Source organism: Nocardia sp. NBC_01327, from assembly GCF_035958815.1.
In the GTDB taxonomy this organism is placed as follows: domain Bacteria; phylum Actinomycetota; class Actinomycetes; order Mycobacteriales; family Mycobacteriaceae; genus Nocardia.
This window is the reverse complement of sequence record NZ_CP108383.1, coordinates 7,660,175-7,681,293: the sequence shown is the minus strand read 5'-3', so window position 1 is coordinate 7,681,293 and position 21,119 is coordinate 7,660,175. Positions and strand designations below refer to the sequence as shown.

The window sequence follows — 21,119 nt, the reverse complement described above, 5'->3', positions numbered from 1 at the left end:
GGAGAGGTGGTTTGGTGTGATTCGGACTTGGACGGTCGGTGTTGTGACGGTGGTCGCCGCCGCAATGCTGCTGGTCGGTGCGCCCGGCGCGCGGGCCGAGCCGGCGGAGCTGAAGCAGTGTGCGGTCAGCTCCGGACGGACGCCGGAGACCGCGACACCCGAAGCGGTGGGGCTGGATTCGCAGCGGTTGCAGCAGGCGATGGGGTTTGTGGCCGATCCCTCGCGGTTCACGGTGTCGGTGTATCGGAACAACTGCCTGGTGGCGAGCGGGCCGAACAATCAACGCGCGGGCGGGATGCCGTGGAATCTGTGGAGCAGCACCAAGAGTGTGGTGTCCATGGTGGCGGGACTGGCAGTGGATGCGGGGCGATTGCGCATCGATGATCCGATCGACAGGTATCTTCCTGCGGGGCTGGGGGATTCGGCGCATCGTGCGATCACCGTGCGCAGCCTGCTGACCGAGACCTCCGGTATGGAGGTGGCGGTGGCCTCGGAGGGGGTCACCGGGCTGGTGCAGCTCGATCCGAATGTGGTGGCGCAGGCGCTGGCCATGCCCATCGTGCACCCGCAGGGCACCCAGTGGCAGTACAGCCAGCGGGCTGTCGATCTGCTGGCCTATGTGGTGCAGCAGGCGGTGGGGGAGGACTTCCAGGCCTTCGCGCAGCGAAAACTCTTCGACCCCTTGGGGATCGAGCGCACCGATTACCACTGGGCGCGGGATCGCAGTAACAACACCTACGGTTACGCGCATCTGGTGCTGCCGCCGGATGACTTCGTCAAGCTCGGGCTCCTTGTTGCCAACCATGGGAATTGGCATGGCACACAGGTGATTTCCGCCGACTATCTGACCCAGGCGACCACGCCGATCGCCGCCAACGACTGCTACGGCTTCCTGTTCGTGGTCAATGGCCCGGACTGCGGGTCCATCTTCCCCGGTATGCCCGCCGACGCCGTGCAGATGTCGGGAATGATGCGGCAGGACAACACCATTGTGCCGAGTCTGGGATTGCTGATCAGCTGGACCGGGGTGACGGTGCCCGGTGGTTCGGTGAGCTTCCCGCACGAGGCGATGCGGGCGCTGACCGCCGCCTTCCGCGATCCGGTGCTGCCCGATCCGGGGCCCTATGTGGCCGGGCCCGATATCAGCCTGTCCGATCCCATGATCTCCAATCCGGACGCGACCCTCGCCGCGCTGGGTCTGGGTCCCATGGCCTATCCCGGCTGTGGATTGCTGACCTGCCTCGACAAGCCGCTGGCTCCGCCGGTGTCGGATTGGCCGCCCGGCTGCTACATCGTCGGCTGCTTCGGCGCTGATCCCAAGACGCCGGGCATTCGGTAGGGGGTATCGCGGCTACCGCATGGCTCGCCCGTCACATCTACTGGCTACATACCCCTGGAGGGTATATGGTCAGGGAATGGACCAGAAGAACGGGCATAACGGTCATGCCGAGAGGGACCACTCCGCCATGGATCACTCCACCCACGCGGTAATGGATCACTCCACGATGGCCGACACCACGCATGCGGACATGGACCATGCCGCCATGGGCCACGCCGGGCACGGCGGCATGTCCATGGACGAGATGGCCAAGGACATGCGCAATAGATTCCTGGTCGCGCTGGTCTTCTCGCTGCTGGTGATGTTCTGGTCGCCGATGGCGAAGGAGATGTTCGGGCTGGATCTGCCGACGCCGTTCGGGCTGCGGCGGGACATCTGGGCGCTGATCCTGAGCCTGCCGGTGATCTTCTACTCCTCGGCCATCTTCTTCACCGGTGCGGTGGCGGCGCTGAAGGCGCGCACGCTCGACATGATGGTGCTGGTCGCGGTCGGCATCGGCGCGGGCTGGCTGTACTCCCTCGCCATCACCCTGACCGGCGGCGGTGAGGTGTTCTACGAGGCCTCCACCATGCTGGCCACCTTCGTCCTGCTCGGACACTGGTTCGAGATGCGGGCGCGCGGCGGGGCCAATGACGCCATTCGCGCGCTGCTGGATCTCGCGCCGCCGCAGGCCGTGGTGATCCGGGACGGGCAGGAGGTCGAAATCCCCACGGCCGAAGTGATTGTCGGCGATGTGCTGCTGGTGCGGCCGGGGTCCAAGATCGCCGCCGACGGTGAGGTGCTCGAGGGCGAGAGCGAAGTCGACGAATCCATGGTGACCGGCGAAAGCCTGCCGGTGCACAAGGCTCCGGGCGCGACGGTCATCGGTGCGACACTGAACGAGAACGGCGTCCTGCGGGTGCGGGCCACCAAGGTCGGCGCCGATACCGCCCTGGCGCAGATCGTGAATCTCGTTCGGGAAGCGCAGAGTTCGAAGGCGCCGGGCCAGAAACTGGCCGACCGCGCGGCCTTCTGGCTGGTGCTGGTCGCATTGATCGGTGGCGCACTGACTCTCGTGGTGTGGCTGCTGGCCGGGGCCACCTTCGCCAAGGCCATTCTGTTCGCCATTACCGTCGTCGTCATCACCTGCCCCGATGCGCTGGGGCTGGCCACTCCGACCGCCATCATGGTCGGCACCGGGCTGGGCGCGAAACGCGGTGTGCTGTTCAAGAATGCGATGGCACTGGAGAGTTCGGCGCGGATCCAGACCGTGGTCATGGACAAGACCGGCACCCTCACCAAGGGCGAGCCGGAAGTCACCGAAATCGTCACCGACGGGGTGATCACGGCCGGTGAGCTGATGCCGCTGCTGGCGGCGGTGGAACGTGAATCCGAGCATCCGCTGGCGGCGGCGGTCGTGCGTTATGCCGAGGGGCATGGCGCGAATGGTGAACGGGCACAGGACTTCGAGAACATTCCCGGGCACGGCGCCATTGCCACCGTGAACGGCCGCCGCGTGGTGGTCGGCAATCGACGGCTGCTCGAGCGCGAGGGAATCGCACTGGGAGACTTGACCACCGCCCGTGATCGGGTGGCGGGCGGGGGCCAGACCGCGGTTCTCGCCGCGGTGGACGGCAAAGCGGCCGCGGTCATCGGCATTGCGGACGCCGTGCGCGAGACCTCGGCCGAGGCCGTGCAGGACCTGCACGAGATGGGCGTCGAGGTCGTCATGCTCACCGGCGACAATCAGGCCACCGCCGAGCGCATTGCCGCCGAACTCGGCATCGATACCGTCATCGCCGAGGTACTGCCCGGGGACAAGGCCGACAAGATCGCCGAATTGCAGTCCGGCGGAAGGAAAGTCGCCATGGTCGGCGACGGCGTCAACGACGCCCCCGCACTGGCCCGCGCGGACCTCGGCATTGCCATCGGCGCCGGCACCGATGTGGCCATCGAGACCGCCGATCTGGTCCTCATGCGCTCGGATCCGCTGGACGTGCCCACCGCCCTGCGCATCGGGCGCGGCACGCTCCGCAAAATGCACCAGAACCTGGCCTGGGCGGTCGGCTACAACACCATCGCCCTGCCCATCGCCGCCGGCGTCTTCGAACCCGCGCTGGGCTGGACCCTCCGCCCGGAGATCGCGGCCCTGTCCATGTCGGGCTCCAGCGTCATCGTCGCTCTGAATGCCCTGTCCCTCAAGCGACTACACCTCCCGACCCGCAACTGAATATCCCGTCAGCCCGGCGCGTTTCGGCCGGGATCCACGCCGGAAGTGTGGATCCCGGCCAAATGCATGCAGGGATGACGGGGAGTGTCAGCTGACGGGGTCGAGGGCCGGGGGTTGCCAGTCGCCGTCGAGGGCCTGCTTCTTCGGGGCGTAGAGGCGCATGCTCAGGGAGAATTTTCCGGTCGGCGGGATGGGGAGCCAATTGCCCTGGGGGACAGCGGAACCCGGGTCTTCACTTTGGACGGCTATGTCTACCGAGCCGTCGGGGTTGGGGACCGGGGGGATTTGGTGGCCGACGGCGTAGACGTCGGCGGTGTTCGGGACCAGGTAGCTGTCGCCGTCGTAGGCGGTGATGGACCAGAAGGCGGCTACCGGAGGGAGTTGGCCGGCGGGGAAGTGCAGGCGGAAGCGCTGGGGGTGACCGTCCTTGTCGGCGGTCCCGAAAAGGCTGGGGTACACCGCATCCTCGGCCAGGTTCGCGCCGAGCGCCTGCACCGCGGTGACCGCGCGCAGGGCGTAATCGGTGCCGTAGCTGCCGAGGTCGGTGGAGAACTTCCAGCCGTTCTCATTCTTCGATTGCGGGTCATCGAATGTGGTGAGCTGCGATTTCGACTGGGCGGCACCGGAATTCAGCAGATCTGCGGACAGACTGTCCACGGTCGCACCGGGTTTGATGCCGATCTCGGCGAAACGCTCCAGTGCCGGGGCATCTTCCGGCGCGGGCGGTTCGGCGGCCATGAGCGCGCACAGTTTGCCGAAGAACGCCGGCCCGTCCATGGCCGCCACCTGCTTGGGCGGCGGGGGCGCGGACTGGTCCACCGCGTATACCCGGCCGGGGGAGTCGGTCTCACCGCGCAGCCAGGCGCTCAGCGGTACCAGCTTCAGCTGATCCTGCAGGGCGCGCACCCGGTCGACATCGGCCGCGCCATTGACCTGGATGCGTCCGATCACCCAGGAGGTATTCGTGGGCATGGGCAGCTGTGTCATACCGTCCGGCACCGATCCGTGCCAGTCCGGTCCGGTCACCAGGTAGGTGAACGGCGGCGTCGCGACCCCGGCGCCGACCTTCGGGGCGACGCTGCTCGGATTGTGGCGGGTATTGGTCCAGGCGTCGAGCACCTGCATGAGCCAGTACCGGTCGGCCTCCATACCGGGCACCTGCAGCACCAGCGGTTCGGCGGCCAGATCCAGCCAGGCCTGCGAGTACAGCGTGTCCAGATTCAGCCGCACCACCTGCTTGTCGTCCGGTGTAGGTAGCTGCACGGCATTGGCGAACTGATTGACGGCCCCGCCCGAGGCGCGGGTGGCATCCATCAGCACCAGCGGATACCCGAACGTATAGGCATCGGCGGCAACGGCTTTGGGATCACTCGACGCCGTGGTGGTGGCGGTCGTGGACTTGTCATCGTTCGAACCGCAGGCGGTCAGGGCCAGTCCTGCCACGGCGGCCGTCCCCATGCCCAGCACCCAGCGGCGCGAGAAACGGGGAGTGGCGGGGAGGTGATCATGCATGGCATCGGAGCTTAGCCATGGATTCGCTGACTGGGTGAACCATCGCTTCTCGGCGGGCGTCTGTGTCGCGGCTCACGGAAATCGAAAGGAGCGAACCGGGTCATATCGGTATTGCCCGACGGCGCGGTTCTTATTACAGTCAGACTGCAATAAGAACCCGATGCGAAAGCAGGACACCGTGAACTTCCCGATCATCAATCTCGGCTCGGCCACCCTCGACCTCGCGAGCACGATCACCTCGACGCTCGCGAATGTGACCTACCTGCTGCAGTCCTGGGGCTCGATGTAGGTACCACCCCGTACGGCAGCAACGTTGCCGATAATTAGCCATTGGAGTACTACGACTTAGGAGTGGTAGTGGAGTCCATCGATCCTTCGATCCACATCGGCCCGCAGCGCTCCGGCGCGGCCGAGATGTGGGGCAAGTTCCGCGCCCTCGGCGGTCTCGGGCACCTCGTCGACGGGGCCGCGCCCGCGGTCGGCTTCCTGATCGGCTACGCCGCGATCAATGCCGAGATCGGCGTGCTCATCGCACTGGTGGTGGCCTGCGCGGTCGCAGGCTACCGGCTGCTGCGGGGCGACTCGGTCAAGGTGGTGGCCATCTCGGTCGCCGTCGTGGTGGTGTTCTCGCTCTTCGTCGGGATCACCGGCGAGGGCCGCGGCTTCTATCTGCCCGACCTGATCATCTGCGGCGTCGGCACGCTCGCCTTCGGGCTCACCCTGCTCGGCGGTCGTCCGCTGTCGCACTGGATCAGCCGCAGGGTGGGGCTCGAACCCGCCGCGCATGCCGACCCGCAGCAGCGAATTCGACTGCACCGCAGGGTGACTCTGGCGTGGTTCGCCTTCTGGGCCTTGCATCTGGTGGTCATGGTGCCGCTGTACGTCGGGAACCAGGTGGTGCTCCTCGGTTCCGTCGCACTGATTCTCGGTAAGCCGGCGCTGGTGGTCATGCTCGCGGCCAGCTGGCTCTGGGTGCGGCGGTCGCTGCAGCATCCGGGTTCGGCTGCGGCGGTGGCGGTCTCAGGCGCGTAGTAGCGCGGCCTGCACCTGTCGCAAGCGCTCCACATCGCCCCGGAATCCGGCGACGGCATCGTTGTAGAGGAATGCCTCCCAGAGTCGAACCAGGGCGTAGGCCAGGGTGTTTCGCTCGATCGGCGGCTGGTACCCCTGCTCCTGCGCCTGCTGGATCAGCTGCTCGACAATCGTTACCGCCGCCTGATGCACGACCCCGTCGCTGCGGGTGATCAGGCGCAGCGCGGCGGTGGATTCATTGTCGAAATACGTTCGCAGCGAATCGTCTTCGACCAATCGGTGAATGGTGTGGTCGAGCACCTCGTTGAGCCGCTGACCGCCGCTGCTGCGGCAGCGCCGATCGGCCGCGCCGACCATGCGCTCGAGCTGACCGGCGATCGCCGCACCGAGCAGCCCGTCGCGGGAGCCGAACCAGCGGTAGATACTGGCCCGGCCGACACCGAGCTGTGCGGCAATGGCATTCACATCGACGCGCTTGCCGGCCAGGAACATGGTGATGGCGGCCTTGAGGACCTCCTCACGGCTGGCCGAGGCCGGTCGGCCCGGCGCCCTGGTTCCCTCCGCGCGCGTCACGCCGAAAGCATAGGGGTCAGATACTCCGACAGCGTCCGCGCGGTCACCACCCGGCCCAGCGCCAGGGCCTCCCGCAGGATCTGCGGATCGCGGTCGACCCGGCCGATATCGGGGGCATGGTGTGGCGGCCGGATCTGCAGTACGGCCGGATCGGTGGCGAAATCCTCCTCGTCACGCAGATGCTGCCGCATGCGGGTCCGCCACGGTTCGACGGTGCCCGGTGCGTGCCGGGCCAGGAAGCGCGCCACCACCCTGTTCTCGAATGACGAAGGCGCGCGCATGAGTTCGTCCGCGCGCCGGGTCCGCAGCACCAGCACGCGGGTCGCACCCTGTGCCAAAGCGGTGCGGATGGGCACGGATTCGGAGAGTCCGGCATCGACGAAACGCCGCGCGCCGATGTGCACCGGCCGCCCGGCCAGAATCGGCAGACAGGTGGAGGCGCGCAGGGCGGCCTGCACCGAGGCGCCGTCGGTGAGTTCGGAATGCAGATCGACCGCACGGCCGGTATCGGCATCGGTCGCGATGGGATGGAAGGTGACCGGATTCGCCAGGATGGCGGGGAAATCCATCGGCACGATTCGTTCGTACACCGTGTGCACCAGATACCGGGTGTCGACCACCGGGCCGCCGCGCAGGGCGCGCACGGGGGAGATGACCCGGTTGATCACCTCGGGATGCCAGGCCCGCTCGGATTCCATGGCCCGCCCGCACAGCAGCCACGCGCCGTTGAGCGCGCCGGCCGAGGCGCCGTACACGGCGTCGAAGCAGGGCAGCACGCCGAGTTCCTCTATGGCCATGGCCATTCCGTGCGAGAACGCGCCGCGGGAGGAACCGCCCTCGATGACCAGTGCGAGCCGGTGACCGTCGGTGCGCTGGCCCGGTGCGCTGCCTTCGCGATGCCGGTGGGCGATCAGTTCGCCGACTCCGACGGTCGTGAGGTCGCCGCTGTGGTTCTGGTCCGGCATAGGGCACCTTCCTGTAGCCATCGAGTCTACGGCGGCTATTTGAGACAATTATGTCTCTGTGTACCATATTCTGCGGAACGCGCTGCGCCGGAGGTCAATGCAAGAAACCTTGCGTTTGCTGACTGATGTCCACGCTGAGCGCGAGGTCATAGTGTCGGGGGCCGGTATCGCACGCTGAGTCGCAAAACAAGAGGCTAGCCCAGGGGAAATATTGACTGAACAGTGTGTGTCAGAGGGCTTGCTGTCCGATTGCTCCGGTTCCTACGGTGTAGGTGCACCTGTGATCGAACGAAAGCGAGGATCCCGCAATGAATTTCCCGATCATCAATCTGGGTTCGGCCACCCTCGATCTGGCGAACACGATTACCTCGACGCTCGCGCAGATCACCTACCTGCTGCAGGCATGGGGCTCGATGTAGGTCGGCATCGTCAACCGCCGGTCCCGGTCGGGTCGGCGGTTTCGGCGTGTCCGGGTGGCCTAGGAGTCGCCGGAGTCCTTGCCCGCCAGCAGAACTCGCAGCGCCCGGGCGATCGCGTGGGAGGCCGCCTGCTGGGTGAGGCCGCGACGGTCGACCAGTTGGTGCCGGTACGCCCAGCCTGCCGTGGCCTCGATCAGATCGAGCAGTTCGGTGTCGGTATCGCCGTCGCGATTCAATTCGGTGGCGAAGGTGCGGGCCAGGCCGTCGCGGGTGCGGCCGTCGGTGGTTCGCATGCGCTCGTCGAGTACCGGAATCGATTGTGATTCGAGCAGGCCGAGCAGTCGCGGATTGCGTTGCGCGGCAAAGATCGCCTCGCTCTGCGCGATGACCGCATCGATGCGCGCGTCCAGGGGGAGCTGCGGATCCGGCGCCGCGATCAGCGTTTCCACGTATTCCGACTGCGCCTCGACCGCCGCGATGCGCAGATCGTCGCGGCCCGGGAAATGGACGAAGATACTGCGCTCGGAAACACCCGCGCGCTCGGCGATGTCCTTGGCGGTCGGCAGGAATTTGCCATCCTTGATGGCAGCCAGCAGGGCGTCGATGATCACCCTGCGGGTCTGCTCCGGATTGCGCCGGCGGCGGCGCACGGCGGGGGTGGGGGCGTCGGTCACGGGTTGGGCGGTGCCGTCACTCATGTCTGCATCCGATCACAGCGTCTCCCGGTGGTCTATGGGGGCCGAGAGATTTCGTAGCCCCACTATTGCAGTCTAACTGCAATAGTGGTTAGGGTGGTTACCGACGGCAAGCATCGGATGAGCATCAGAAGAGGTAGGAGAGTGACGTGGTCGACGGCAATCGGAACGACGGTGGGCAGCAGTCGGAGAATCCCGGACCCAGGGTGTCCCGGCGCGGCATGCTCGGCGTCGGCGCGGCAGCCCTGGCCGCGGTCGGCGTCGGCGGCGCGCTGACCGCCTGCGGCACCTCGGACGAGGTGAATCCGCCCACCACGCAAACCGATCCGGCCGATGCCATCACCGCGGCGAACAAAAAGGTCACCGAGACCATGCCGTTCTCCGACACCACCGACTTCGCCGACGCCGACCGCGGTTTCATCGAGGCGCTGCGGCCGGGTGTCATCAAGGACGACAAGGGCAAGGTGGTCTGGGACACCGACTCCTACAACTTCCTGCAGGGCACCTGCCCGTCCTCGGCCAATCCCAGCCTGTGGCGGCAATCGCAGCTGACCATCAAGCAGGGGCTCTACGAAATCGCGCCCGGCTTCTATCAGATCCGCGGCCTCGACCTGTCGAATATGACCCTCATCGAGGGGCAGACCGGCGTCATCGTCATCGACCCGCTCATCTCCAATGAGACCGCGGCCGCCGGGCTCGCGCTGTACCGCGCGCATCGCGGCAACAAGCCGGTCACCGGATTGATCTACACCCACGCGCATGTCGACCACTTCGGCGGTTCGCTCGGTGTGACCACCCGCGAGGATGTCGACGCGGGCCGCTGCCCGGTGGTCGCGCCCTCCGGATTCCTCGAGCACGCGGTCGCCGAGAACATCTACGCCGGCACCGCCATGGCACGCCGCGCCGCCTATATGTACGGGGCCGCACTGCCGCGCGGGCCGAAGGGGCAGATCGGCGCGGGCCTGGGCCAGACCACCTCGGTGGGCACCACCACCCTCATCGACCCGACCCTGACTATCAACACCACCGGTGAGGAGCACGTCATCGACGGCGTGCGCATGGTGTTCCAGATGACCCCGGGCACCGAGGCGCCGTCGGAGATGAACTTCTACTTCCCCGATCGCCGCATTCTCTGCATGGCCGAGAACGCCACCCACACCCTGCACAATCTGCTGACGCTGCGCGGTGCGCTGGTGCGCGATCCGCATGTGTGGTCGAAGTACCTCACCGAATCTATCAATCTCTATGCGCGCCAGTCGGATGTGGTGTTCTCCTCGCATCACTGGCCGCTCTGGGGCACCGACAAGATCGTCGAATACCTTTCCGCACAACGGGATCTGTACGGCTACCTCAATGACCAGACGCTGCGCATGCTCAATACCGGCATGGTCGGCAGTGAGATCGCCGAGGCCATGCAGATGCCGCCGGAGATCGAAAAGGCTTGGTACTCACACGGTTACTACGGCAGCGTCAGTCACAATGTGAAGGCGATCTACCAGCGGTACATGGGCTGGTTCGACGGCAATCCCGCGCATCTGTGGGAGCATCCGCCGGTCGACAGCGCCAAGCGGCACGTCGATGCGATGGGCGGCGCGAACGAGGTGCTGAAGAAGGCGAAGAAGGCCTACGACGACGCCGACTACCGCTGGGCCGTACAGCTGCTGAACTACGCGATCTTCGCCGACGACAGCAACAAGAAGGCAAAAGACTTGCAGGCCAGTGCTTTCGAGCAGCTGGGCTACGGATCCGAGAACGCCACCTGGCGCAATTTCTACCTCTCCGGCGCGTACGAACTGCGCAACGGCTCCTTCGGCACGCCCACCTCGGCCAATTCCAAGGGCCTGCTCGCCGCGCTCACCGTGGATCAGGCGTTCGACGCCATCTCGCTGTTCGTCAACGGGCCCGAGGCCTGGGACGTGCACGTGGTCACCGACTGGAAGTTCAGCGACCAGAACGGCAAGGTGCACCGCTCCGAGCTGCGCAATGGCGTGCTGGTGCACTACGACCGCTGGCCGAACGACGGCCTGGCCGCGCCCGATGCGACCGTCACGCTCACCCGCGGCGGGTTCATTCAGAACATGATCGGCGGCGGCGATATGAAGGCCGCGGTAGCCAAGGGCGACATCACGATCGACGGCAATGCCGCCGTGCTCGCCCAGATGAAGGGGCTCTTCGGCAAGCCGGACCCGAACTTCGCCATCGTCACACCGTAAAGACCGGTAACACAACGTAATTCGCGGCGCCGGATATCCGCGCGGCGAATTGCGAATGCGGGGCCCTGCCGCCGACCGTCCGGCAGGGCCCCGTTTCGTCCGCGAAACCGGCGGCACTGCGCCGGTCGGCTGGGAGTTGGTCGGCTAGGCGCGTAGCGCTGGTTCCGGTCGGTGCCGCACCGCCGCGCTGAAGAGCTGGTACTCCGCGGGCGGTACACACACCTCCCGGTACGGATGTCGTGGTGCGACCCGGCGCTGCGGGCCGGGAATGACCACTCCGTGCCGGACGGGCGCTCCGGTGGCCTCCTGCGCGCGGACCCAGCTCTGCATGGCCTGTGAATCCAGGCTGGGCAGATATTCCACCGCCCGCTCCCATTCGAGACCCTCCACCTGCATCGGGTCGCTGACCGCGGTGACGACGACGGCATATGCCGTACCGACGCTCGTGTCCGCCATTCGGATCTACCCCCTGGTCCCTGGTTTTTCCGGCGTTGCGCGGGGAATGTTCAGCTTAACTTGAAACATATTGCACTACTGTGTGTTTCGTTGTTGTCGCAGGTTAGTTGCGTGTGATCATAGCCATGGGGTGGGCTGGGTCACCCCGGCGGAATAGGGTCGCGGGGGTCTATGTTCATTAGGTTGACATATCCACCAAAAAGGGTGTGAGCCCAGGAGGTCCCCGTGCAGTTCGGAATTTTCAGCGTCGGCGACGTCACCACGGACCCGACAACCGGCCGGACACCGACCGAGGCCGAGCGCATCAAGGCCATGGTCGCCATCGCCCGCAAGACCGAAGAGGTCGGTCTCGACGTCTTCGCCACCGGTGAGCACCACAATCCGCCGTTCGTGCCCTCCTCGCCGACCACCATGCTCGGCTATATCGCCGCGAGCACCGAGCGCCTCATCCTGTCCACCGCGACCACGCTCATCACCACCAACGATCCGGTGAAGATCGCCGAGGACTTCGCCATGCTGCAGCATCTGGCCGACGGCCGAGTCGATCTCATGCTGGGCCGTGGCAATACCGGGCCCGTCTATCCGTGGTTCGGCAAGGACATTCGCGACGGCATTCCGCTGGCCGTCGAGAACTACGCGCTGCTGCACCGGCTCTGGCGCGAGGACGTCGTGGACTGGCAGGGCAACTTCCGCACCCCGCTGCAGGGCTTCACCTCCACTCCGCGCCCGCTCGACGGCGTCGCGCCGTTCGTCTGGCACGGGTCCATCCGCAGTCCGGAGATCGCCGAGCAGGCCGCCTACTACGGTGACGGCTTCTTCGCCAACAACATCTTCTGGCCCACCGGGCACTTCCAGCGGCTCATCGAGCTGTACCGCCGCCGCTTCGAGCACTACGGCCACGGCTCCGCCGATCAGGCCGTCGTCGGGCTGGGCGGGCAGGTGTTCATGCGCAAGAACTCGCAGGACGCCATTCGCGAATTCCGGCCCTACTTCGACAATGCCCCCGTCTACGGGCACGGGCCGTCGCTGGAGGACTTCATGGACCAGACGCCGCTGACCGTCGGCAGCCCGCAGCAGGTCATCGACAAGACGCTGACCTTCCGCGAGCACTTCGGCGACTACCAGCGCCAGCTGTTCCTGATGGATCACGCCGGACTGCCGCTGCAGACCGTGCTCGAGCAGTTGGATCTGCTGGGCGAGGAGGTGGTCCCCGTGCTGCGCAAGGAATTCGACGCACTGCGCCCGGCGCACGTGCCGGACGGTCCCACCCACGCCGCGCTGCTGGCCGCCCGGGACACCGCGGCCGCCGCCGACACCTCGGAGGTGCAGGCATGACCCGTATCGCAGTGCTCTCCGCCGGGCTCTCGCAGCCCTCGTCGACCCGGTTGCTGGCCGATCGCCTGATCGCTGCCACCGGGGCGGCCCTGACCGGAGCGGAGCTCGAATTCGACATCATCGAGCTGCGCGATCTCGCCCACGGTCTGGCCGACAACCTGGTCACCGGGTTCGCGGCCGGCGCCCTGCGTGAAGCCGTCGACAAGGTGGTGACCGCCGACGGCGTCATCGCGGTCACACCCATCTTCAATGCCTCCTACAGCGGCCTTTTCAAGACCTTCTTCGATGTGCTCGAACCGGATTCGCTCATCGGGAAGCCGGTGCTCATCGCGGCCACCGGAGGTACCGCACGCCATTCGCTGGCGCTCGAGCACGCGGTACGGCCGCTCTTCGCCTATCTGCGTGCGGTGGTCGCGCCGACGTCGGTATACGCCGCCTCCGAGGACTGGGGGTCCGGAAGTTCCGGCGCGGACACCGGACTGAGTGACAGAATTCTGCGTGCGGCAGGAGAATTCGCCGATCTGGTGGCACGGCACCCGGGGCGCGTGACCGCCGATCCGTACGACCAGCCGGTGCCCTTCGCGCAGCTGCTCGGCGGGGACCGGGTGCGGGCAGATCGGCGGACGGATGTTATAGCTACTCAGTAGCTGAGTAGGCTTTGCGGCGGCTGCCCGATATCGGCCGCCCGCACTGCCGGCCTCGAACACGAACGTCTCGACGAAAGTGGGTAGGGACATGGGCGAGTCCGCGGGAACCAGCACACTGGGCCCGGCGACGGGGGAGGCGCTGCCCGCGCTGCCGCTGGACGCGTGGCGGCCGACCAAGGAGACGCTGCACCGCTTTGTGCAGATCGTCGGCAAGGTGGCCCTGGCCAAAGGCATCCGCCGCAATCACTGGTGGCATATGACCTACCGCGTGACCGCGCGCGGATGGTCCACCGTGCCGCTGGGCACCGCCACCGACGGTCCCGTGTTCACCTGCGACTTCGATTTCTTCGATCACGTCCTGCGCATCTCCAGCGACCGCGGCACCCAGGAGGAGATCCCGCTCGGCGGCCAGTCGGTGGCGAGCTTCTACGGCGAGGTCGTGCGGGCCCTGGAGAATCTGGGCATCGAGGTCACGATCGCGCATCCCACGCCCTACGATCTGCCCGACCACGGCCGCCCCTTCGCCGAGGACGAGGAGCACCACCACTACGACCCGGTCGCCGCCCAGCGCGCGTTCCAGGTCACCAGCCAGGTGGCCCGCATTCTCGAGGAGTTCAGCGCCACCTATTCGGGCAAGATCAGCCCGGTCCAACTGTTCTGGCACACCTTCGATCTGGCGGTGCAGCGCTTCTCCGACCGCAAGATCGATCTGCCCGCCAGCGTGGATCCCGTGACGCGCGAAGCGTATTCGCGTGAGGAGATCAGCGCCGGATTCTGGTTCGGCGACAGCAAAGTGCCCGAACCCACCTTCTACTCCTACACCGCACCGGAACCCGAAGGGCTGACCGAACTTCCACTGCAGCCGCCCGAGGCCCGCTGGGTGCCGTCCGGTTCCGCGCACGCCGCCTACTACGCCTACGACGCGGCCCGGCGCAGCCCCGACCCGGTGGGCGCGACCCTGGATTTCCTGCACTCCGCCTATGCCGCGGGATCGCGTCTCGCTGGTTGGGACGCACCCGCTCTGGCCTGCCCCGGAGGCATTACCGACCCCGTACTCGAGAGCCCGTGGCGGGGATGGCCGGAATAACTGCGTGCTTCGAATCGTCTCTCCCGCATAGTGTGTTGATAGGGACCGAGGAGGATCACCATGGGGAGACGACTGGTGAGCGGGCCGCATAGCAAGCAAAGGAAGCGGCATGTCTGATGAGAATATGGCGGTGCGGACCTCCGGCCTGACCGCTTATCGAGAGACCGTTTTCACCGCCGGACCGGGCACCCGCGTCCCGCTCATAGGTGCTCTGGTGCTGGCCAGCCTGGTGTTGACCTGGGCGGCCGAGCGCGCGTCCAGCGAGGGCAACGACCACGGCTGGTTCGTGGCGGTCTCCATTGCCGGATTGTTCGTGGCGCGCGGGCTGTACCTGCGGCGTCCCCTCACGCTCCCGCATCTCACCGCCGCCGCCGTCGTGCTGGTGATCGCGAACTTCAGCTATCGCACCGATCACGCGGGGGTGGGTTTCGTCTTCCTCGCCGCGACCGGGCTGATCCTGATGGCCCCGCAGAACAGCAAGCCGCAACCCGAGCAGCTGCCGCGTGTGGCCGACCTGGTGCGGCGCAGCACCGACGATCCGGTCGCGCCGTTCGCGCTGCACTCGTCCAAGAGCTACTACTTCAATGCCGATTCCTCGGCGGCCGTCGCGTACCGGACCCGGCTGGGCATTGCCGTCGTCGCGGGCGATCCCATCGGTGACAAGGGCAGATTCCGCGAATTGGTCACCGAATTCTCGGAATTCGCCAGTGATCACGGCTGGCGCATCGCGGTGCTGGGGGCGAGCCCGGAACTCACCGAGATCTGGCAGCACCGCGCCCTGGAGCACCGCGGCCTGCACGCCGTCCCGATCGGGCGGGACGTGGTGATCGAGGTCGCTGGATTCGACATGGTGGGACGCCACTTCCGCAATCTGCGCCAGGCGGTCAGCCGCACCCGCAACTTCGGTGTCACCACCGAGGTGATTCCGGAGGCCGCGCTCACCGAACCGCAGCGCGAAACGCTGCTCGCCATTGTCGACGAATGGGGTCACGGGCGGCAGACCCGCGGATTCTCCATGATCCTCGACCACCTGCTCGACGGACGGCATCCGGGCATGCTGGTGGTCATGGCCCGCGACGCCGACGGCCAGGTGGCCGGCTTCCAGCGCTACGGCGTCTCCGGCGATGGCCGCGAGCTGAGTCTGGACGTGCCGTGGCGGCGCAAGGACGCCCCCAACGGGCTCGACGAACGCATGATCGTCGACCTCGTCGAGTACGCCCGCGCGCACGGCATCACCCGAATCTCGCTGGCCTTCGCGGCTTTTCCGGAGCTCTTCGCGGAGAAGGGGCGCTCGCGGCTCGGGCAGACGGCGTATATGGCTGTGCGACTCGGTGATCCGCTCATCCGGCTGGAATCGCTGTACCGGTTCCTGCGCAAGTTCAATGCCTTCGCCGATCAGCGCTACGTGCTGATTCGCTGGCGCGAGGTGCTGATCGCGGCGATCGCCCTGCTCACCCTGGAGTTCGTGCCGCACCGCCGCCAGTACTGAGCGCCGCATCGAGAGCTGTTGCGGCTCAGCGCAGGAACTCCACCAGGGCCGCCGCGAAACCGGGATCGGCGGTGGCCACCAGGTGATCGCCGGGCACCGTCACCAGGCGCGCATCCGGGAACGCCGCGGCCAGCCGCTGCGGTTCGGCCGCGAACGGATCGGCGTCACCGGCCACCACCAGGGTGGGGATCGTGATATCGGCGACGGTCTTGATCGGCGCCTCGTTCAGGCCCGCCGCCAGTGCGGCGATCGCCTCGCGATCGGTGCCGAGTACGTCCGCCAGCATGCGGAACATCTGTGCCTGTGGTGCGGCGGTGGACCCGTCGCCCGTCATGGCGGCGGCGATATCGGCGGCTTCGATGACCCGCCAATCGATTCCGCCGCAGTCCACCACGCCGGACCCGATGCCGCCCACCGCCAGCCGCTTGACCCGATCGTCGGCCTGCGCCACCAGGATCGAGATGATCCCGCCCATCGAATATCCGACCAGCGCAACCTCATCCAGGCCGAGCTCGTCGAAGAGCGCCCGCATATCCGCGGTCATGGCCTGCCAGGAGTAGCGCGCCGGATCGTGCGGCTTCTCCGAGCGCCCGTGCCCGCGCGCATCGAGCGAGATGATGTGATGCCCGGCGGCCTGCAGCGCCGCCACGATGCCCACACTCATCCAATTCGCATTGGTGTCGGCGACCACGCCGTGCTGCAGCACGACGGGCATGCCCTCGCCCTCCCACACGCGGTAGTTGAGCTGTAAGCCGTCCCAGGTCGTGAACTTCGCCATCGGGCCGATGTTAGTGCTGCGACCGCGGCATCAGGGCGGCAATCACGCGGTACGGCCTAGCTCGGTGACTATCCGCGCCAGATCCGACCACATCACCGGACGATCATGCTGTTCGTCTTGGGCCAGGTCGCGTTCGATCAACGAGCGGATGTAGGCGCTCTGGCTCATCCCGAGCCGCAACGCGCGAGCCTTGCATCGGGTGTCGAGCTCGCCAGGCAGCTTGATGGATCGTGGGACGAGGTCAGCCCCGGTATCCTGGCCGGTCTGGACCGGCACGTCCACCGGTTCGTCGTCGCGGTAGTTCAGTCGATCCATGATGGCGTTCATATCGTCGGCGTTGGTGGGGTACGGGTCAGTCATTGCGGGTCGCCTCCCATTTCTCGAATTCGGTGACCTGTTCGGGGCGTAGGTAGTTTGCGCCGCAGATGTAGAGATCGGGGCCCATGACGCGGGCCAGGACCGCGAGTGGCCGACCCTCTCCGGTGCGTGCCCACAGCACCACGTACCGGGTACCTGTAGCGCGGTCGTCCGCAGGCCGCAGCCATACCGGGCGTTCGCCGGCTAGCCAGGCATTCACCAGATCGAATACGTCGTCGATGTCGATCCCGGCGCGGGTCAGTACCTGAGCCAGCGCAAAGTACCACTCGATTGCCACGATTCAGACTACCATGAGACTACCGCTGGTTAGAGGCTATTTTTGTGGGGCGCCTGCAACGAATTGACAATTGTCACTAAGACGAGCCGGTGCTCAGTGGATTGGGGTCCGGGCGCCAGGCTCCGCAGTTATCGGTACGGAATGCGACATCGGTAGCTTTGATAACGATATGCAGGGGATGCTGGCGCGTGAAATCGCTGGCGATCACGTAGTAGTTCGGATCGTTGTAATCGGTATCGGTCTGCACATGCCAGAGCCGCCGCCAGAAACAGGCGTCCGCATTGCCGGTGCCGTCGGAGACGTAGTTGCCCGGCTGGATATCCACGTTCACCAGGTAGAGGCCGTCACCCGGGATCTGATCCGCCGGGGCGGCGGCGGCCGTTCCGGACATGGCTGTACCGGATAAAGACATAAGCAGTGCGGAAGTTATGGCCCCCGCGGTCACGAGCGCGCGTGCACGCACAGTGTTTCCCTCCTCGAACTCACTGAATCGGCGCGGCCTCGCGAACGCGCACGGTCTGGGTGATCCCCGCTATCTCCCGGGAGGGGTCTATCAGATATTCGGCGTCCGTTTCGGGCGTTCCGCGTAATTGATTGCGTACTAACCGGTTTCGATTGTGCGGTTTGTCTCCGGAAATCGGTCTCGAACTTCGATGCTCTTCTGGCCCCCGCCAACGATATTCAGATATGAGAAGTCTTCGCCCGCTCGCGGACGGCGCCGGGACCGGCCCGCTCACCTGCGCCACCGACTGCGCCCGGCTCTGTACCGAATCCGGTCTTTCCGACGTCCTCACCTCGGACAAGGCGCTGCTGCACTGGCGGGCACTGCGCCGGCTCGGCGATACCGGCCTCGCCGAACACGCTGTTCAGGAGACCCTGCTGCGGGCGTGGAAGGCCTGCGCCAGCTATGACCCGGCCCGTGGCAGCGTTCGCACCTGGCTGCTCACCATCGAGCGCAATATCCTCACCGATATCGCCCGGGTGCGCGCGGCCCGGCCCGGTGACGCGCACTGGGACGAGATCACCGATCTCGCCGAGGGCCGCGGCGCCGGACCCGACTTCACCGACCGGCTCGCCGACGGTCTCCTGGTCACCGAACTCCTCGCCCACCTGCCCGGACCGCAGCGCGACGCCGTCGTCCAGGTCATCCTGCGCGACCGCGCCTATCAGGATGTGGCCGCCGATCTGGGCATTCCCGTCGGCACGGTCAAGACCCGCGTGCATTACGCGCTGCGCTCGCTGCGCCGCCTGCCCGTCAGCGCCTAGTGAACCTCCGGGCCGAGTGAACCTCCGGTGCGGCTGCCACGTCACACAGGTGTGGACGGTATTCGTCCGCCTCGATCGAGGAGTAAGCCCATGACCGAACAGGATGGGGCGCCCGGCGGCTTCCGGCTGGATCGCCGGACAGCGCTGGTCGTGACCGGAGTGGCCGCAACCGCGCTGACCGCGGTGGCCTGCAGCAGTAACAGCGTCAGTGATAAAGCATCAGCAGCTCCGAACGGAGTGCAGAACAAGCCGAACGGACTTGCGGACCAGAAGCAGGACGGCAGCGCGGAGCTGGCCAAAACCGCCGAGGTGCCGGTCGGCGGCGGTGTCATCAAGGGTGACACCGTGATCACCCAGGCGAGCGCCGGCGCCTTCGCCGGGTTCTCCTCCACCTGCACCCACCTCGGCTGCAAGGTCAGTGAGGTCACCGACGGGCTGATCAAATGCCCGTGCCACGGCAGCACCTTCCATCTCGACGGCACTGTCGCCGGCGGGCCCGCACCGCGTGCGCTCGATGCCCGAGCCGTGCATGTCGAGGGCGACGCGGTCGTGTCGGGCTAGCGCGACCCGGATTCGAATGGTCGTCTCCGTGCGGCCGGACCGGCTCTGATCGCAGATCCCCCGGTCCACGCGCGGTGGCGAAGCTCTGCCTTTGCCCAGGGTGTCGAAAATGAGTTCGACATATGCATATTGGGCGTTTGACCACAAGTAACAGTTTGATGACCATGCTTGCCAGGAGATAGCTGTGGGGCCACAGTGAACTGCTGGGTTTGGTGTTACTAGTGGGAAGGGAGGGGCGCCCCGTGCCCAGGGAGCGCCGCCGCGTATGAAGCCGAACATGGTCAAGGCCGGTATCTTCACCGCCGTAACGGCCGCGGCATTTTCGACAGTGGCCGGGTTGATCCCGGCGACAACTCTCGCATCGCCCGTTTTGCCGGACCTGCCGCAGCGGCTGGCCGGGAAAACCGTCTTCCTGGACCCGGGTCATCAGGGCCCCAACCACAATCAGGATGTCGCCAAGCAGGTCGATGACGGCCGCGGCGGCACCAAGGCATGCCAGACCACCGGCATGACCAGCCTGCACGGAATCGCCGAACACACCATCAACTGGGATGTCTCGCAATTGGTGCGCACCTCGCTGGAGGGACTCGGGGCTCACGTCGTCATGAGCCGCCCCGATGACATCGGCTGGGGCGGATGCGTCGACGAACGCGCCCGTGCCGCAAACCAATCCGGCGCCGACATCGCTGTCAGCATTCACGCCGACAGCGCCGCCGCCGATGCGCGCGGCTTCCACCTGATCATCCCGCAGCTGCCGATCACCGATCCCAAGGCCAATGAGGTGCAGTCCGGCGCGGGCCTGGCGGCCAGCAAGGCCATGCGAGATGCCTACGCGCAGGCCGGATTCCCGGTCGCCACCTACAACGGCGCGGTCGAAGGACTGCAGACGCGCGCCGATATCGCGGGACCGGCGCTGACCACCGTGCCGGATGTCTTCCTCGAAATGGGGAACGGCGCCAATGCCGAGGATGCGGCCCTGCTGGAATCGCAGGAGGGTCAGCTGCGGCACGCGGTCACCATCACCACCGGTGTGGTGTCGTACCTGCTCGGCGTAGCGATTCCGCCGAACAGTGCCGAACAGGCCGTCGCGCCGTCCGCGCCACTGCCGGCACAGCCCGCGCAATTGCAGGTGCCGTCGGTGAACGATGTCCGTCCGCAGGCACTGCCGCAGGGTGGGGCGCAGCCCGCGCCACAGGCTGCGCCGCAGAGCCCGGAGCCGACCGTGGTTCCGACCACCACAGCGCCGCCGGCGCCGCAGAACGGTGCGGGTCAGCCGCAGCCGCAACCGGTTCCGCAGGGCGCCGTGGCTCCGGTCGAGCCGCAGCCGGCCCCGTCGGGATCTCCGGCGCCGACCACGCCGCCGGCTGCGGTGCCGCCGCAATCGGCTCCGGAGCAGACGGTCGCTCCCACGACCGCGCCGGAGGGTCCGGTGCAGCCGCAGGTGGCCCTGCCGGGTCAGCCCGCGCCGGGTGCACAGCCCGCGGTGCCGCCGGTTCCGGGTGCGTCGTTCAAGGTCAGCAATGCGTCCGCCGGTCTTCCGGGTGGGGTGCGGCCCATTGCCGCACCGATCGAGCCCAAGGGGCCGGGTTACTCCGCACCGCAACTGCCGCAGTCCAATCCGGGCGCGATTCCCAATCCAGGGATCACGGCTCCGGGTGCGCAGACGGCTCCGGGTGCACAGGCTCCGTCCACCACCGATAAGAACTCCAAGCCGGCCGATACCTTGGATGTCGAATCGATGAGCGGTCTGGTGCAGTCCGTGGTGAAGATGTTCGGCCCGCTGGCCAAGATTCTCATGGGGCAGAACGGTGTCGCCTCGGATCTGGTCAACCTGGCCTACAGCGTGGTGTCCGTACTGAGCACCACGCTGCAGCCGACCGCCAAGTAG

Annotated in this window: 21 protein-coding genes; 12 read left to right on the top strand and 9 right to left on the bottom strand. The window is 66.7% G+C overall.

Going from position 1 to position 21,119, the window contains the following annotated elements:
- The first annotated feature begins 16 nt into the window (after positions 1-16).
- Entirely contained in the window at positions 17-1,339 is a 1,323-nt protein-coding gene (locus OG326_RS35470; protein WP_327141480.1) for a serine hydrolase domain-containing protein, read from the top strand.
- A gap of 76 nt (positions 1,340-1,415) precedes the next feature.
- Positions 1,416-3,548: a heavy metal translocating P-type ATPase gene (locus tag OG326_RS35465; RefSeq protein ID WP_327141479.1), complete on the top strand. Its 2,133-nt coding sequence runs from the start codon at positions 1,416-1,418 to the stop codon at positions 3,546-3,548.
- A gap of 87 nt (positions 3,549-3,635) precedes the next feature.
- Here the strand turns inward: OG326_RS35465 and OG326_RS35460 are convergent, their stop codons facing one another.
- A complete protein-coding gene (locus OG326_RS35460; RefSeq protein WP_327141478.1) occupies positions 3,636-5,060 on the bottom strand; it encodes a DUF1254 domain-containing protein in 1,425 nt (474 codons plus the stop codon).
- Positions 5,061-5,220: 160 nt separating this feature from the next.
- On the opposite strand from OG326_RS35460, the gene OG326_RS35455 reads away from it, so the two are divergent.
- Together OG326_RS35455 and OG326_RS35450 are read left to right on the top strand one after the other, a co-directional pair.
- The gene (locus OG326_RS35455) at positions 5,221-5,349 is read left to right on the top strand and encodes a hypothetical protein (RefSeq protein ID WP_327141477.1); all 129 of its coding nucleotides are present in this window, start codon (positions 5,221-5,223) and stop codon (positions 5,347-5,349) included.
- A gap of 68 nt (positions 5,350-5,417) precedes the next feature.
- Positions 5,418-6,092 (top strand): DUF3159 domain-containing protein, encoded by a 675-nt coding sequence (locus OG326_RS35450; RefSeq protein WP_327141476.1) that lies wholly within the window; start codon positions 5,418-5,420, stop codon positions 6,090-6,092.
- Here OG326_RS35450 and OG326_RS35445 read toward each other — a convergent pair.
- From OG326_RS35445 to OG326_RS35435, 3 genes are all read right to left on the bottom strand, one after another.
- Complete coding sequence (locus tag OG326_RS35445) at positions 6,081-6,665, bottom strand: QsdR family transcriptional regulator (protein ID WP_327141475.1); 585 nt, start codon at positions 6,663-6,665, stop codon at positions 6,081-6,083. The genes OG326_RS35450 and OG326_RS35445 overlap by 12 nt on opposite strands.
- Positions 6,662-7,630, bottom strand: coding sequence for a patatin-like phospholipase family protein (locus OG326_RS35440; RefSeq protein ID WP_327141474.1), 969 nt, complete (start codon positions 7,628-7,630; stop codon positions 6,662-6,664). The genes OG326_RS35445 and OG326_RS35440 overlap by 4 nt, the downstream gene beginning before the upstream one ends.
- 478 nt (positions 7,631-8,108) lie before the next feature.
- Positions 8,109-8,747: a TetR/AcrR family transcriptional regulator gene (locus OG326_RS35435; RefSeq protein ID WP_327141473.1), complete on the bottom strand. Its 639-nt coding sequence runs from the start codon at positions 8,745-8,747 to the stop codon at positions 8,109-8,111.
- 368 nt (positions 8,748-9,115) lie between these two features.
- On the opposite strand from OG326_RS35435, the gene OG326_RS35430 reads away from it, so the two are divergent.
- Positions 9,116-10,957: an alkyl/aryl-sulfatase gene (locus OG326_RS35430; RefSeq protein ID WP_327146681.1), complete on the top strand. Its 1,842-nt coding sequence runs from the start codon at positions 9,116-9,118 to the stop codon at positions 10,955-10,957.
- A gap of 144 nt (positions 10,958-11,101) precedes the next feature.
- On the opposite strand, the gene OG326_RS35425 is transcribed toward OG326_RS35430, so the two are convergent.
- Positions 11,102-11,413, bottom strand: coding sequence for a hypothetical protein (locus OG326_RS35425; protein ID WP_327141472.1), 312 nt, complete (start codon positions 11,411-11,413; stop codon positions 11,102-11,104).
- A gap of 225 nt (positions 11,414-11,638) precedes the next feature.
- Here OG326_RS35425 and OG326_RS35420 point away from each other — a divergent pair, with 225 nt between their 5' ends.
- The 4 genes from OG326_RS35420 to OG326_RS35405 all read left to right on the top strand — a co-directional run bounded on the left by OG326_RS35420 (position 11,639) and on the right by OG326_RS35405 (position 15,971).
- Entirely contained in the window at positions 11,639-12,748 is a 1,110-nt protein-coding gene (locus OG326_RS35420; protein WP_327141471.1) for an LLM class flavin-dependent oxidoreductase, read from the top strand.
- Complete coding sequence (locus OG326_RS35415; RefSeq protein ID WP_327141470.1) at positions 12,745-13,395, top strand: FMN reductase; 651 nt, start codon at positions 12,745-12,747, stop codon at positions 13,393-13,395. The genes OG326_RS35420 and OG326_RS35415 overlap by 4 nt, the downstream gene beginning before the upstream one ends.
- Before the next feature lie 88 nt (positions 13,396-13,483).
- Positions 13,484-14,482 carry a DUF5996 family protein gene (locus tag OG326_RS35410; RefSeq protein ID WP_327141469.1) on the top strand — a complete coding sequence of 333 codons (999 nt, stop codon included), beginning with the start codon at positions 13,484-13,486 and terminating at the stop codon, positions 14,480-14,482.
- Positions 14,483-14,591: 109 nt separating this feature from the next.
- Entirely contained in the window at positions 14,592-15,971 is a 1,380-nt protein-coding gene (locus tag OG326_RS35405) for a bifunctional lysylphosphatidylglycerol flippase/synthetase MprF (RefSeq protein WP_327141468.1), read from the top strand.
- A gap of 25 nt (positions 15,972-15,996) precedes the next feature.
- On the opposite strand, the gene OG326_RS35400 is transcribed toward OG326_RS35405, so the two are convergent.
- The 4 genes from OG326_RS35400 to OG326_RS35385 form a co-directional block, all read right to left on the bottom strand.
- Positions 15,997-16,749: an alpha/beta fold hydrolase gene (locus OG326_RS35400; protein WP_327141467.1), complete on the bottom strand. Its 753-nt coding sequence runs from the start codon at positions 16,747-16,749 to the stop codon at positions 15,997-15,999.
- A 42-nt stretch (positions 16,750-16,791) separates the two neighbouring features.
- Positions 16,792-17,109: a hypothetical protein gene (locus OG326_RS35395; RefSeq protein WP_327141466.1), complete on the bottom strand. Its 318-nt coding sequence runs from the start codon at positions 17,107-17,109 to the stop codon at positions 16,792-16,794.
- Positions 17,102-17,404 (bottom strand): hypothetical protein, encoded by a 303-nt coding sequence (locus OG326_RS35390; RefSeq protein WP_327141465.1) that lies wholly within the window; start codon positions 17,402-17,404, stop codon positions 17,102-17,104. The genes OG326_RS35395 and OG326_RS35390 overlap by 8 nt, the downstream gene beginning before the upstream one ends.
- A 76-nt stretch (positions 17,405-17,480) precedes the next feature.
- Entirely contained in the window at positions 17,481-17,795 is a 315-nt protein-coding gene (locus tag OG326_RS35385) for a hypothetical protein (protein ID WP_327141464.1), read from the bottom strand.
- 296 nt (positions 17,796-18,091) lie between these two features.
- Here OG326_RS35385 and OG326_RS35380 point away from each other — a divergent pair, with 296 nt between their 5' ends.
- From OG326_RS35380 to OG326_RS43110, 3 genes are all read left to right on the top strand, one after another.
- The gene (locus OG326_RS35380) at positions 18,092-18,670 is read left to right on the top strand and encodes a sigma-70 family RNA polymerase sigma factor (RefSeq protein WP_327141463.1); all 579 of its coding nucleotides are present in this window, start codon (positions 18,092-18,094) and stop codon (positions 18,668-18,670) included.
- Positions 18,671-18,760: 90 nt separating this feature from the next.
- Positions 18,761-19,231 (top strand): QcrA and Rieske domain-containing protein, encoded by a 471-nt coding sequence (locus OG326_RS35375; RefSeq protein WP_327141462.1) that lies wholly within the window; start codon positions 18,761-18,763, stop codon positions 19,229-19,231.
- Between the two features lie 265 nt (positions 19,232-19,496).
- Positions 19,497-21,119 carry an N-acetylmuramoyl-L-alanine amidase gene (locus OG326_RS43110; protein ID WP_442790867.1) on the top strand — a complete coding sequence of 541 codons (1,623 nt, stop codon included), beginning with the start codon at positions 19,497-19,499 and terminating at the stop codon, positions 21,117-21,119.